Source organism: Candidatus Methylopumilus turicensis (assembly GCF_000953015.1).
In the GTDB taxonomy this organism is placed as follows: Bacteria; Pseudomonadota; Gammaproteobacteria; order Burkholderiales; family Methylophilaceae; genus Methylopumilus_A; species Methylopumilus_A turicensis.
Genome location: NZ_LN794158.1, coordinates 1,143,464 through 1,158,244, shown reverse-complemented (window position 1 = coordinate 1,158,244; position 14,781 = coordinate 1,143,464). Strand labels below are relative to the sequence as shown.

Annotated in this window: 7 protein-coding genes; 4 read left to right on the top strand and 3 right to left on the bottom strand. The window is 41.2% G+C overall.

Annotated elements, in window-relative coordinates; translation table 11 throughout:
- Positions 1–11: 11 nt before the first annotated feature.
- Genes BN1209_RS08895 through BN1209_RS05840 form a run of 3 tightly spaced genes read right to left on the bottom strand, consistent with a single transcriptional unit; the run spans position 12 to position 2,655 of the window.
- A complete protein-coding gene (locus tag BN1209_RS08895; protein ID WP_052661106.1) occupies positions 12–419 on the bottom strand; it encodes an FAD synthase family protein in 408 nt (135 codons plus the stop codon).
- Positions 412–1,860, bottom strand: coding sequence for a CDP-glycerol glycerophosphotransferase family protein (locus tag BN1209_RS05845; RefSeq protein WP_045751357.1), 1,449 nt, complete (start codon positions 1,858–1,860; stop codon positions 412–414). The genes BN1209_RS08895 and BN1209_RS05845 overlap by 8 nt, the downstream gene beginning before the upstream one ends.
- 3 nt (positions 1,861–1,863) lie before the next feature.
- A complete protein-coding gene (locus BN1209_RS05840; RefSeq protein WP_082048407.1) occupies positions 1,864–2,655 on the bottom strand; it encodes a Stf0 family sulfotransferase in 792 nt (263 codons plus the stop codon).
- Positions 2,656–3,203: 548 nt separating this feature from the next.
- Between BN1209_RS05840 and BN1209_RS05835 the strand changes: the two genes are divergently transcribed.
- The 4 genes from BN1209_RS05835 to BN1209_RS05820 all read left to right on the top strand — a co-directional run bounded on the left by BN1209_RS05835 (position 3,204) and on the right by BN1209_RS05820 (position 14,743).
- Positions 3,204–4,466, top strand: a complete 1,263-nt coding sequence (locus BN1209_RS05835) for a TolC family protein (RefSeq protein ID WP_045751355.1) — start codon at positions 3,204–3,206, stop codon at positions 4,464–4,466.
- Complete coding sequence (locus tag BN1209_RS05830) at positions 4,466–6,703, top strand: type I secretion system permease/ATPase (protein WP_144402548.1); 2,238 nt, start codon at positions 4,466–4,468, stop codon at positions 6,701–6,703. The genes BN1209_RS05835 and BN1209_RS05830 overlap by 1 nt, the downstream gene beginning before the upstream one ends.
- A 2-nt stretch (positions 6,704–6,705) precedes the next feature.
- Positions 6,706–7,890 carry an HlyD family type I secretion periplasmic adaptor subunit gene (locus BN1209_RS05825; RefSeq protein WP_197539006.1) on the top strand — a complete coding sequence of 395 codons (1,185 nt, stop codon included), beginning with the start codon at positions 6,706–6,708 and terminating at the stop codon, positions 7,888–7,890.
- A gap of 907 nt (positions 7,891–8,797) precedes the next feature.
- Positions 8,798–14,743: a beta strand repeat-containing protein gene (locus tag BN1209_RS05820; RefSeq protein ID WP_045751354.1), complete on the top strand. Its 5,946-nt coding sequence runs from the start codon at positions 8,798–8,800 to the stop codon at positions 14,741–14,743.
- The last annotated feature ends 38 nt before the right edge of the window (positions 14,744–14,781 follow it).

The window sequence follows — 14,781 nt, the reverse complement described above, 5'->3', positions numbered from 1 at the left end:
ACACCTAGCCACTAGTATTTTTTTGATGTATTTATTATTTCAGTTGTTGAGACGCCGTGTGTATATGGGATTTCCAATATCATATCGCTAGGAAGATCTCTGCAATCGTAGAGACGGACCTCTCTTTCATCATGATTTTTAGATCCAAAAACATATAAATCAAAATTATGCTCACGCATAAAATCAAGTGTTATCTCTCTAGGGCCATCTAATAAAACCTGGTCAACATAACGAATGGACTCCACCACTATAGCCCGCTCTTGTCCGTCAAATAGTGGTTGTCTTTTCATGGAAATTACACGTTCATCTGGTGTCACACCCACTGTTAGCCAGTCACCCAAACCTTTTGCTAACTTAAAGAAGTTAATATGACCGTAATGAAGAATGTCAAACACACCTTTTGCATATACTTTAATCATTTACATTTTCTCTTAAATACTTAATTATGTTTTTAGCTACTCGTAAAGATGATTTACCATCTTTGAGGTTTCCAAATAAAAAGTTGGAAAAAACGTCTCTTTGTTTAGACTTTATATTAGGATTTTTAAGTTGATTCTTTACTTCCAAATATAGCTCTAATGGATTGGTAACTACAGAAGCTGCACTATGCATTTTCCATTCAATAGCATCTGGTGAATAGTGACCTGATGCTTCAGCAAGTTTACGATCAATCAAACAAATCAATGGTTTATCTACCAATAACCACGCTAAAGCTGCGCTAGAAACATCTGATACCATTAAGTCGCACTCATGAAAATATTTTGTGATATTTGAATTTGGGTTAGTGTCTATAAGAGTATTGTTATTAGATTTAGATTCGTCTAGCCAACTTTTTATTAAATTAGGTATCCCTAATAAATGAGGGTGCGGCTTGACGATTAGCTTTATTGAGCTATCGGCACCCCTCAATTTTTTAACTAAATCAGTTTGCAGGAAAAAAGCAGCGCTTAAACCTTGATTAAAAGTCGGTGCAAATAAAATAGATTTGGTATGGGATTTTTCATCAGAACTGGGGTTTGTTGGCGATGAATAAAAAAAATCATCTAGTTGTGGATAACCAGTTACCCATATTTTACTATTGGGCACGAGCATTTCATCAACCATTAATTCTCTTATACTTTCAGATGAAACACATATTTTATCGCAATGAGATGCACCAATTGCAGCATGATTCTTATCACCTAGCCCATGCCTTGTATTTACAATTAAAGCATTCGGACAATAGGTTCTTATTTCGGATAAATTTCCATATAAAGCTTCTGAAATCAAAATTAACTTAGGTTTGATTGTTTTTATAAACCAGATGCTATTTGAAAAAATAACTTTAACATTTTGATTGAGTAACTCCTCCGCTATGCGATGTTGGATAGAATAGTGAAAATCTTTTGCAATAAAACAAACGACATCTATAGGTTCGGTTTTAAATAGGTTGGAAGCCTTCAAGTTAAACTCATGAGCTGTTGTGGGCATAACCACATAACTTAACGGAAGTAAACTTATGTTATTTCTTATTTTCTCTATTAAAGCGAGGTGATAAAAATCATTTTTTAGATAATTATCTTTTGTATTTTCTTGAAAATCAATTTTCAAAAAAAGCTGTCTTGCCATAGGAAAATTATTTGATAAAAGTAGGTATCTAATAGATAGCAATAGGTATGAAACACTAAAAAAATCTCTCTTTAAAATATTTTCGACTAACAACTTCACTTCAAAATTATTTTTTGTAAAAATTAAGGCATCAAATAATATTTTCCATATTTCTATATCATCGCCAACTTCAGAGAGATATTTTCTGCACAAAACTTCTGATATAAAGGGGTCGCTCGTCTTTATTTTTTTAATAAAAATAGATTTATCCATTAATCACAGCGCTATATTTAATCCGATAGTTTTTAATAGTTGTTCTTTATAATTTTTTGACAGTTTCTTATTCATTTTTTTTGTAGGAATTGCTGGTATTTCTTCAGGGTATATTTCAAGAAAATTCAAGATTTCTTTTGCTTTCATTTGGTAGCACTCAATTAAGTCTTCGTGGTAAATCTCGTATACAGGTTTATTTGAATACTTAAAATAATTTTCCCATGATGCATCTTCTCTGGTGATATCTGTAAGGTGCTTCAAAATTTGAGGACCATTGAAAGGAGGGTCAGGAATATCATATTCATTCAACCAGCCTTCTTGATCTGAGTGAAATACTCCTGTCGTAACTGCTTTATAGTAACTAATGGCCTGTGCCAACTTGTCCCTTCTTCTAACAAAAATAAACTTGTCGAAATTGTTGATTAATGAGTTAATTTTTCTTGAATCAATCGTTTTTGATAAATTTTCCAAGTGTCTCCAATGAATCTTAATCCCAAAAGCGCCATTTTCAGTAGTTCTTCTGGACTCTATCTGCTTGATATATTCATTTAACAGGATTGGTTGATGACTAATGCGATGCCAGGCATGCATGAGCAATGGATTTAAATATTCTTTGGGATCGCCTGCCAAATGGGTAGTAAGTAACATTTTTGAAATTAATGTAGAGCCACTTCTTGGTGAACTAGCTATGCAGTATCTTTGTTTAGGTTGAGAAACCGAGGCAAAGTCTATGGAAGGGGACATTTGATCCTCGTGATACTTTAATCTTTTAAGTTGAATTTGTTTATTTCTCATTTTTACTTAATTTTTATTGTGGGCTGGTTTGCATTTGAGTAAAGCGTTCTATGTGATGGCATATTATCAACATTAATAAATATTAAAAACAATCTTTATTAACAGTCTAAGAAGATGGCAGCAGAATAAATTCATCCCAACCTAGTTTAACTACAATCAATACCGTCAGAGCTAATTACACCCAAGTCTAGCTAATCGCTACCGTATCGAGAAAAAATTTGAGCAATTAATCGTTGTTATTTTGGTGTTCTGCAATCGCTTTTATGGAAGTAGTTTGCGATCAGGCAATCACTCCATGAGTAAGATTTTTTCGTGTTAATTAGGTCTAGTTAAAATCTGATGATAGGAATTCAACGGTCGAATATCGAGAATTACTCTACCAAAACTAACTATGAGTGTGTTTGGGATGTTTATCAGGGGTTTATTCGGCAGGGGTCATTGAATGTGCACTTAAGAGTGATTGAATAGTTTTTGCTTAAAATTGATTCATCGGATAAACTGATTTCCTTTAATAAAAATATAAATCATCTACATGATTGTCTTTAATTATGGCTTATGAAATTAAACACTATTTGAAATTTATTTCTCCCTTATTTTTGTGGGCTTTAAGTTTTAGTAGTCACGTTAATGCGGATTCCCCAATACCGTTATCACTCAAAGATGCAATGATTTCCGCTACTCAAACGCACCCAACGGTTACAATGAAAAGAAAAGAATACGAGGCATCGCTTTATTCAGTGGATGCTGCAGAATGGCAAAGATTCCCCTCATTTTCTGTGACGACCAGCAACAGTCCTTTGAGCACTACTCCAGTGACTATACTAACTATTGATCAACCGATTTGGTCTGGGGGAAGGATTACCGCTAATATAGAATCTTCAAGGGCTAAATCTATTGTTGCGGCGGCCTCAATTTTTGAAGCAGAGCAATCAATTCTTGTCAAAACCGTCTCAGCCTTCTCTGAAATCTTGCGATTGCAATCAAGGGTTCTGGCATCTAATGAAAATATTGAGGAGCACCAGAGGCTTCTAGCCTTAATTGAAAGAAGATCAAATAGTCAAATTAGCCCTGAATCTGAAGTAACCATGGCAATAGCACGATTGCAGCAGGCCAAGTCGGAGTTGGTTCAGTTGCAGACTCAGCTTGTGAACGCTAGAGCCGATTTGGAACAACTTATTAGCATGCCAGTGGGCCAACTTCGGGTGCCAGCATTTAACCTAGATTTCGATAAAAATTTTGAACAGGTGCTTTCCCAGGTGATGGCCTACTCTCCAAGGCTAAATCGCTTACATTACGAGGTGATTGCCTCAGATCATGAGACGGATCTTAAGAGGTCTAATCTTATGCCCCAAGTGAGTATTCGTCACCAAGACTTTTATGGGGGGAATTATCCGGGAAACACTACTTTTCTAGCTGTCACCTTTCAGCCAGGTAATGGTCTTTCTTCCTTTTCTAATATTAAAGAATCGGAATCAAAACGAGATGCGGCAGAGTCAAACGTCGATGTTGCAAAAAAAGAGTTGGCAGATGATTTGAGGACGGCCTGGTTTAAAGTTGAATCTAGTCGAGCCGAAAAGGATATTTATTCAAAATTAGTTGAAGCAACTCGAAGTCAATATGAGTCGTCGGTCAGGCTATATGCTGCTGGAAGAAAGGGTTGGCTTGAAGTGTTGAATTTTAGAAAAGAAGCTACACAGGCGAAGTATCAGTCAGCTGATTCCGAGTGGGGTGGATTTTTTGCTATGATGAAAATCAAAATCAATACTGGCACAGTCAATGAGTTTATGAACATCAGCAGTATGGATAGATAATGATGACATCCAAACCAACCTCTACAGGCATCAATGTGATGAATGTCTCGGAGGAGCAGCTAAGAGAGAACGAAATCTCATCTAATGATGATTTAGAATTAAATACCTTGCTAGCTAGACTGGCGAGGTTGCAAAACGTAGCGATGCCCTTACATCGATTTTCAATGGCATCAGAGAACTTTTCTGGCGTTAATTTCATGGACCTTCCGAGGGCGGCAAGGGCAGTTGAGCTCTGGATGAACGCCTTTCCCTCAGGAAAGGCTTACCAGCAAGATGAAAGCCTTTCTAGGGAACATTTGCCAGCCCTTTGGATTTCAAAAGACTATCAATCTATCAAACTTATCAAGGGGGCGATGAGTCACGGCGGTTTTCTGGCTGAGGATTTTAATGGTGAGGTTGCAGAACTCGACGTGGATGAGGTTATGGATGGTTATACGCTCATTCTTAGGCCCAAAATTATTGAACAAAAAGAATCTGCCCGTCCAATAAGCTCCGCACGTGATTGGTTCTTGTACGCTTTAAGAAAGAAAAAGTCTGTTTTTATTGAATCTATATTTGCCACAGCAATGATGAGTGTGCTTGCTTTGGCAAGCTCTTTCTACACTATGCAAGTATATGATCGGGTCATTCCCTCCCAAGGGTACTCAACGCTTACCGTCTTAACTGTTGGTGTTTTGGTCGGGGTTTTACTTGAGCTTATGATGAAGCAATTACGGGCTTTTATTGTTGATCGTGGTTGTAAAGCTATCGACCAAGAACTATCAGGGGTCTTTTTTGGGCAGGTGCTGGATATACGAATGGACGCGCGCCCAAGATCTGTTGGAACATTTGCTGGCCAAATTAAGAATTTTGAAATGGTCAGAAATTTTATGACCTCATCAACGCTTTTTGTATTGGCAGACGCTCCCTTCGTTCTCTTTTTTATTGCTGTTATCTTTGCTGTAGCTGGCTGGCTGGCCCTTATTCCCTTGCTATTTCTTCCAGTCGTTATTGCGATCGGACTTTACGCTAAATGGCGAATTAGTCGCTATTCTGGTGAACAAATGGATGGTGCTAATAAAAAAAGCGGTTTGCTAATTGAAACAATTGACGGTATTGAAGCGATTAAGTCGGTCGGTGGTGAGTGGAAGATGCTGGGTCGTTGGAATAATCTGACCAAAGATTTATCAGAAAATGAGCTAAAAATTCGCACGAGTACCATGCAGGCGACTAGTTTGACACAATCATTGCAGCAGTTATGTTATATCGCAATGATTGCAGCCGGCGCCTATGCGGTTACGACTGGTCAAATCACGCAGGGCGCTTTGATCGCTTGTTCAATTATCAGTAATCGTGCGCTTTCCCCAATTGGACAAATTACAGGAATGATTGTGCAATGGCAGCACGCCAAAGAAGCGCTTAAGGGCCTTGATGATATTATGGCCCTGGAGTGCGATCGTGATCCTACTCATGATCTCGTTATTCCCGAAACGTGTTGGGGTAATTTGAGTTTAGATGCTGCAACCTTTAGCTATACCGACGATGTGGTTGCTCTTGCTCCCTTAACATTAACTATCAAGCCAGGTGAGCGGGTCGGTATTATTGGTTCAGTGGGGTCTGGTAAAAGCACATTGATTAAACTTTTATCTGGGCTTTACAAGCCTAGTGAGGGCAGAAGTTTTTTAGATGGTGTTGATATGATGCAGATGGCCCCTGAATTTGTTCGCGAGCATTTAGGATACCTCACCCAAGATGTGCGTTTGTTTCACGGCACATTGCGAGAAAATTTAGTCATGGGTTTGCCATCACCTACCGACTCTCAAATTTTGGCTGCCGCCGCGGCCACCGGTCTTAATGTATTGATTCAATCGCATCCAAAGGGTTTGGGGTTGCCAATTATGGAAGGTGGGAGGGGATTGTCTGGTGGTCAGAGACAGCTTGTTGGCTTAACGAGGATGTTAATTGCGAAACCTAAAGTTTTGATACTGGATGAGCCTACTGCCTCAATGGACAACGAGTTAGAGGCTTACGTGATGCAAAACTTATTTGCAAAGCTGGCACCAACCACCACAATCGTCCTGGCGACTCACAAAGGGAGTTTGTTGAAGTTAGTTAATCGGGTCATCGTGATGGCGCAGGGCAAGGTAATCGCTGATGGCAGACCTGATGACGTGATGAAAAAAATGACAGAAACCATCAAAGCCCGCTCTCAGAGTGTTGCCAAACAAAAAACTGATCTAGAAAGTGGAGTGTCATAAAGATGTGGTGGAATAAAAAAAAACTTTCCTCAGCAATGAGTGATCAGGAGGGTGCTAGGCCAAGTTTAATCTTATGGACAACGATCTTTGCGGTATTCATCGCTATTTTTTGGGCAAGTCAGGCGGAGATTGATCAAATCACAAGAGCACAGGGCCAGGTGATTGCAAGTTCAAGAACCCAGGTGATTCAATCTGGTGATGGGGGCACTGTTGAAGATATGCTAGTCAAGGAGGGGGATCGGGTAGAGCGTGGTCAAGTGCTGGTAAGATTGGATAAGACCAAGATAGAGAGCCTTTATCTTGAAGCGAGGGCGAAGGTGGCGGCACTTCGGGCCGCGCAATCTAGATTGCGGGCTGAAATATTTGGGGGTGAGCCAATATTTAGTGAAGACGTTTTGGGTTACCCTCAGTTTAAACAGAGTCAACTGCTGTTGCTTACGAAAAAAAGAAACGCTATACGTGAACAGGTGCAGGCCATCAAGGGAATGCTTACTCTTGCTAAAAGCGAGCTGGCCATGACGGAGCCTCTGCTGAAGACTGGGGACGTCAGCATGTCTGATATCTTAAAGCTGCAAAGAACGATTGCTGAGCTCCAAGGCCAGTTGACCAACGTTAATAATAAGTATTTGCAAGATACGCAAGCTGAAATTACAAAAGTTGAGGAGGACTTGGCGGGTGCCGAGCAAACTCTAGCCCAGAGGAGAGATCAGTTAGCGCACATTGAACTTAAGTCCCCAGTTAATGGCATCGTCAAGAATGTAAGAATCACAACACTTGGCGGTGTTGTTAAGCCCAGTGAAGAGGTCATGGAGATTGTGCCTGAAGACGATGACCTCCTGATTGAGGCCAAGGTTAAACCAACCGACATTGCATTTATTCGACCAGGCCTTAATGCGAATGTAAAAATTGATGCTTATGACTACAGTATTTACGGCAGCCTTAATGGCAAGCTGACCTACATCAGCGCGGATACCCTCACCGAAGATTTAAAGCAGGGTGAACAAGCCTATTACCGCGTCCAAGTAAAGGCGTTAAATAAAAAGTTTAGTGCCAGACCTAAGGAACTGTTGGAGATTCAGCCAGGGATGACTGCAACCGTTGAGATTATTACAGGCCAGAGCACGGTGCTGAAATACATCATTAAACCTGTCATCAAAACGATGTCTGAGTCATTAAGTGAGAGATAATTGTTTCCTAAGGACTTTGCAGAGAACTATGCCTTGTTCGCGCCAAGCCTCATCGAACGCTTCATAGCCTATTACTTTTAAAATGAGAGTGGCATCTAGTTTTATGAAAAGCGCCCCAATAAAATCAAAACTATCTGCACGTACCCTATCTCTAATTTGATATTCTTCGCAGCTTAATCATATCCGTTTTAAGCGACTAAAAAGATTAAGCCACTGAATTGTCATGACAGCCTCATCCATGATTACGCTACCTGCCTTGGGCCTCTATCTTCAATAGTTTGCTTGGAGTAGGGACAATGATGCCACGCATAAAATCCATTTAAGCTAATAGCAAATCATTTACAAAACATAATGGCTTGCCGCTTTTCTTCGAGCACATAATAACAAGGCATACCTTACTCGAGCGGCCTGTTAATGTAAGCGGCGGCCATTCTTTTGCCCCAATCTTCTTCCGCGAGGCTAGATCTTCTTGCAAATTTAGATTCCTTGATCTTGCTGCATGCAACCCCGCCATAAATTTATAGATAAGCTGGCTTCAGGCCCCGATCCAATTGAGGACTCTAGGGGAATTATCATTAATCACCCTAGAGCTTCTGCAACCGTCTTAAACGCTGTAAGCGCTTTAAAATGCTTGACTGAAGTCTTTTGATTTGACTACCCTCAAATCTTACCTATGCCTTTATGAATCACGCGGGTAATCAATAAAAATATAAGGGCGTCCATTCATCGCATAGACATTTCATACCTAATTAAACTTTTAATAATAAATGTTTGACAATTAATTATTAATATAGATAATGTGCAATAAGACTAATAAAAGGTTTTTTAATTTTATTATTGTTTCATGAGCAAAAATATACAATTAAGTAATAAACTAAATAAAATTATTTTTTTAAAGGGTAGTTAAATGGCCACTAAGAAACCACAAGATGATGTAACCAAAGTTCCAGTTCAGCAAGGTGTTGACGCTGAGTCAACTTATGTTGCTGCGCAAACAGCAAATCCTGACAAGCAGTGGATGGATGATACAGCCAAGGCTTGGGATGCCCGTAAATCGGCCGAAAAAGAAAACGATGTCGTTAAAGTCGAAGGTCAGGCTGTTATTAATTTGGCCGATGCTACTGGTGCGGTTGGTGAAAAAACTGGGGCAGCATTAATTGTGGCCGATACCGCCAATTCTAAAGATGCTGCTGTCGTCGTCAAAAAGAAAGACGATGATTCGCATGATAAAGGCGGTTATATTTGGGGTGGCCTTGGTGTCTTAGGTTTAATTGGTATTGCAGCTGCTGGTGGCGGTGGCGGTGGCGATTCAGCCCCAGCCCCAGCCCCAGCCCCATTGCGGCTTGATGGGCTAGTAATTGATGATCCTGTGGCTAATGCGATCGTTTTCCGTGACACCTACGGTGACGGTTACCTTCACGTTATTGATGCGGGTGAAGGCCGCTACATTGTAGATCCTGATCAGTCAGTGGTTGTAACCAATGCGCTTGGTGAGTTTTCTAGCTTGGGTGGTTCAGGTCGGATCATCAGTGTCGGTATTAACCGCTTACCTATCTTGGTTCATGAGGACGCAGAAGATCTAACACCGCAAGAAATGGTTGCCAATGAAGGCGATCTTCTTTTTGCATCTGCTGCCAAAGAAGTTGCAAACGTGGCCATTAATAATGGTGATTATGCATTTATTGTTGGCGAGAATCAGATTTTTGATTCACTCGTTATCTCATCTGGTATTACACTTTCCGTCGGTGGCGCAAATGTCACCCTGGTCACGGGCGTGACAGCGCTTGTTGATGCTTACATTCATCGCTATGAAGATGATGAATTTGTTCCAACTAACGCTGAAGTTAAGGCGGCGATTATTGAGGTTGCTAATCTCTTTGGCTATCCATTGAACGCAGGTTCGTCACAGCAGGCTCTGATGAGTTTCTTGTTGGGCGGTTATGACGTTGCTGGTGTTAATAGTCCTGATAACCTTAACCAAGAAATTTACAGCATTGTCAACAGTTTATATGCCACTAATGAGGCCCTAAACGATGATCAATACGACGCAGCTGATTATTCAATGGTGTTTAATAATGCACTTAACGCAATCATCTTAGTTCAAGAAGAGCGCGTCAGAAACGATGAAGAAGACTTGGCATCCTTGGCAACGCCAGAGGTATTTGCTAATGTGACTGAAGAGTTTATTCAGTTATTCAATCAAATTTCTGACAACGACATATCAACTAATGAGGCGCAGCTATTTATTGATGTTGCAAGCAATCACGCAAACTTTGGCGGTGGTGCAGCAGATATCTATGAAACTTTTGATGAGAGTTATTCTACTGATGATGACAACCTAGTTAATATGGTCGTAGGTGGTGATCAGTTAAGAGAGCAAGATGTTGAGGTGGTTGGTAACATTACTGTCTTAGCCGCAGGAACGAATGACAGTGTCGACCTTATTCTATTTGGCGGCGAGGACTCACCAGTAGAGCTAATGGGTTCTAACATTTTAGTGAGCGCTTACGGAACAAGTTCTTCAGCAGATTTAGTCCTTGCCGCAGTCAATGCGCCTGGCACTGAGATGTCTAATGGCACCTACACCTATGATGCGCGTTCAGATGAGACTGTTGCCGTTGGTGACATCACAGTCCAGGCAACGGGTGAGGATTCGGAGTCAGGTTTATATATGAGTGCTGATTTAGATATCGCTGGTGATGTGTCTATCACATCGTCCGGTGAGGATTCTAGCGCTGTCGCCCAGATGATTTCAATTGCTGGCATGGCTCAATCAGCAATCTTTGAGGTTGATCTGGCAGCAATTATTGAGGATGCGCTTACAACAGATCGATCTGTCATTCAGTTGGTTGTCGACGGCAAGGTCCTAAGAGCAAATGTGACTGAAGGTGACACCGATGAAGTGGTCGCAAATATCATTGAACAGTGGAAGCTTGATAGTGATTATTCAACGTTAAGTGAAAATCAAATGGAGTACTGGGGCGATTACGCTCGCATTCGATTCGATAACACGGAGTCTCATGAAGTCAGCGTAAGTCGATATAATGGCCCAATTGAAACAGACTTTGATGTCGTTGGTACCGTTCAGGACAATTATGAACGCGAAGCTGCAATTAATTTTGAGGGTTCGCACATTGAAGTTCAGGCATTGGGTAATAATTTTTTCAATAACAATGGCAGTTATGATACGGACGCGGCGCTAGTAGTCTTCGGGGCTACTGGAAGCATTAATGGAATCGATGTGATTGCTGGGGGTAATGATTACTTTGGTAATTATAGTTTTGACCTTCCAAATGCTTTGGCGATCATTAATATCGATGGCTCAGTCTCGGGCGAAATTAATGTTACGACCCTCGAAGAGGGGGCTAGTAAGTCTGCCTATATGCTTCTGCAGGCAACAGCTGGCGAGTTGAGCCTTGACGACGTAACCATTAATGTTACGGCAGCTGGAAATAATTCATCGGCCGATTTAGAAATTGGCGGTGATCTAAATAATTTACCAATACCAGGTTTTTGGAGTACGGATTCTGTCAACACACTAGTCACAGGTTCAATTAACGGCATTACGGTATCGGCGTCAGGTGATAATTCAGATGCGAGTTTAGATATCAGTGGTGACATTACGATTCGCGGAACGATCTTAGTTGAAACCTCAGCAGAAGATGCTAACGCAGAACTTAGTATAGACAGCAATTTTGATTCAAGCGATACGCTTTCATCATCAGTCATCACATTTGATAACGTGGATATCATTGCCAGGGCCTACGGTGAAAGTTCTGATGTAGACATCTCAATAGACGGAAATGCCTATGGCAGTATTAATAGTATTCTGTTGGTTGCTCATGCAGATGGCGCATTAGATGGGTCACGTAATGCAGAAAGCGCCGATCTAAATGTTGATATAAACTTTAATGGTACAGTGGGCGATATCACGCTTCAGGCAATGGGTAATTCTGATGATGTTGACCTGGATATGGATGCCAGCTCAAATCGCTCTAATGGGGATGAAGTGCAGTTCTATGACCTAGGTCAGATGATGAGTTATGACTCTAGTTGGCAGGATCTGCAGACTGGCGACCTTATCAGCCTCACGATTGGTGATGTCGTCTTAACTGCGACAGTTGGTCAGGACGTTAATGACGACTATGGTACAGCGGTTGAAGTGCTTGCTGATGTCGTCTCACAATTACAGGATGCAGTTGATGCGCGTAATGTAGACCCAGATTTATCTGACCTTAATGTCGTCATTAAGCAAACAGGTAATACCAATTACTTTGATAATTATTATGGCGCTGACGGCATTTGGGTTCGATGGTTGGATGCAGGCGAACAAGAGGCCACAAGTCTGAATGTGGACGGGGATATTGTTAGTCCAACCGATAGGGAATATGGTAATGACATGCCAACATCGATTGAGTTTTTAGATTCAAATATCCTGATAGAGGCACATGGTGAATCTTCGGACGCCAGTCTTGATGTCAATGATGCAACTGGTAGGATTAATAGTTTAACCCTGATTGCTACTGACGAAAACGGTGGAAGTGCAGATGTTGATGCTGACATTGAATTGGGTGGCCGCTTAGGTGATGTGACTATTACAGCGGATGGTTATAATACCGAGGCTCAGGTAGAGATGAATTCTGCCCCTGAGGGATTAACTTATGACAATTCAATTATCACGCTCAATGCACTTGGTGACAGTGCGGATGTTGAGTATCATCAAGAGGATTATGGCCAAGGTACTATTGACTCATTAAACATCAATGTGATCGGTAATAACTACGCAGATGCTGATGTGATCATTGGTGGGGATATTACGTTCGACTCTGAAATCAATCTTTATGCGCGTAATACCGAAAGTTCGGACGGTGTTAACATTTACATGCACCTAGCGAATGAAGATCGAGATGATGGTATGAATAGTACCTTCCACATGAATGACGTCACAATCAATGTTGAGTCTGTCGGTTACAATGCTCGTGCGGAAATTACCACCCAAAACTACGCACACACTGATGGTGATTTTAGTTCGGACTCCTCAATTGATTCCACAATCACCGGCACGATTAATGCATTGAATGTTTCTGCAGGTGTTTACGATGATAGCAATGAATCAATTAATCCAACGATGGTGGCCAATGCTGAGTCATCTGTGGACCTGAACGTGCACGGTATTATCGAGTCAATTACGCTTGTGGCTGATAATGTATCAGAGGTTAGTGTCGACTTGTTTGGTGCAATTAATGCGAACGGTGTAATGGACATCACCATAACAAACTCAAACTCAAGCTCTATTTCGCTTGATTTGTACGATGTATATGGGGACATTGAGACGATCACATCGAATAGCGGATCTGAGGGTGCTGAGACTAATATCTATGTTTCAACGGAAGGTTCGATTCAAACTGTCAATCTAACAACCACTCAAGATGCAGAAACAGTCGCGTCTTTTGATATTAATGGTAGCCAACACTATATTAATAACATGACGATTACGACTGTGGGCACATCGTTCTTTGGTGATTACACCTCGGTAAGTGATGTCATCGTAGATCAAGAAGCGCACGGTGGTGTCGTCAATATCGTGAATGGTACATCTAACGGTGATTTACTAGCAGATACGCGTCTAAGTTATTATGGTAACTACCAAGCGGATAGCATCGTTATTGCTGCAAATAATAACGATGGTGCAGGTGATGAGTTTGCCCTACACATTAGTATGGATGACGTGGATGTTTACAGCACTCAACATCAGACAGCACTTGTCAATAACATGACTTCCATTACCGGTTTAGTTAATGGGTATGACAACCCAACCAATAACTTTATCCAGTTTGCCGATCTGGAAGATGATGATTATACTTATGAGCCTGGTGCTAATGGTAGACAGGGTCCAATCGACCTAAACATTAGTCACTACAGTAACGGCCTTGATGGTTGGGTGGGTGGAGATACTTATTTTGATGACTACGAGGGCTCGCAAAACATAGGTAATGGCTTCTACGGTTCCTTTAATGAGTTCTTCGATGCGGCGCAGTTTGGCATCGCCTCTGAGTATGCATTCGTAGAATTATCTCAGTATGGTGCGGCTGGCCATGATGGGTATGATTTTGGTTTCGATACAGATGTATACCTAAATGTTAGCTGGGTAGATAAGAACGGCAATAGTCAAACTATTTACTTAAATGCTGACCTTGGTGGTAGCTCACTAGGCGGATCGCTTGCAGGTGATGCTACTGCTGTGGTTAATGGTCTAAACGCTGATACCGATTGGGATGGTACGCCAACAGGTAGCCTTGATGGCTCTGATGGCCGCTGGGATAGCTGGGATAACAATTTAACTGTTTTCGCAAATGACAGTAATACCCTTGGTATCCGGATCGGTGAGGGTTACATTACTAATGTTAGTTTTCACTCAGATTGGGTGGAGGTAGATGATCTGGTGAATGATTACACGAACATTGGTTCTTCTGACGCATCTCAATCGAAAGGTTATACTTCACTCAACGACTACGCTAACTTTGAGGAAAGCAGTATCCAATTTGTTGAGGGTGGTGGTTACTTCTTCGGCATGGTCCTCAATGAAGACCAAAATAGCTACCGCGGCGTTCTCGCCATGGACGAAGATGGTGAGGGTGTGACTAAACTGATCGAACTTGTGGATGTGTATGCCAGCTATAATGATGTAGACTACTACCTAAACGAAGGTGACGCAGATCATGGCTATAATGACTTTAGTTCTGCTTACATCGGCATGGGTTATGGTAATGAAGGTGGAGGGTTTGCAGGATATGCTGGATCGACAGGTTTCGATTACGAGACTAATGCTGATAACTACGCCTTCGTGGTGTAATACCAACGCACCAATATTTATCGTTAATATCAATAGTT

Excerpts from the sequence above, each read along its gene's own strand:
- BN1209_RS08895 (WP_052661106.1), bottom strand. The coding sequence starts at position 419 with ATGATTAAAGTATATGCAAAAGGTGTGTTTGACATTCTTCATTACGGT.
- BN1209_RS05845 (WP_045751357.1), bottom strand. The coding sequence starts at position 1,860 with ATGGATAAATCTATTTTTATTAAAAAAATAAAGACGAGCGACCCCTTT.
- BN1209_RS05830 (WP_144402548.1), top strand. The coding sequence starts at position 4,466 with ATGATGACATCCAAACCAACCTCTACAGGCATCAATGTGATGAATGTC.
- BN1209_RS05825 (WP_197539006.1), top strand. The coding sequence starts at position 6,706 with ATGTGGTGGAATAAAAAAAAACTTTCCTCAGCAATGAGTGATCAGGAG.
- BN1209_RS05835 (WP_045751355.1), top strand. The coding sequence starts at position 3,204 with ATGGCTTATGAAATTAAACACTATTTGAAATTTATTTCTCCCTTATTT.
- BN1209_RS05820 (WP_045751354.1), top strand. The coding sequence starts at position 8,798 with ATGGCCACTAAGAAACCACAAGATGATGTAACCAAAGTTCCAGTTCAG.
- BN1209_RS05840 (WP_082048407.1), bottom strand. The coding sequence starts at position 2,655 with ATGAGAAATAAACAAATTCAACTTAAAAGATTAAAGTATCACGAGGAT.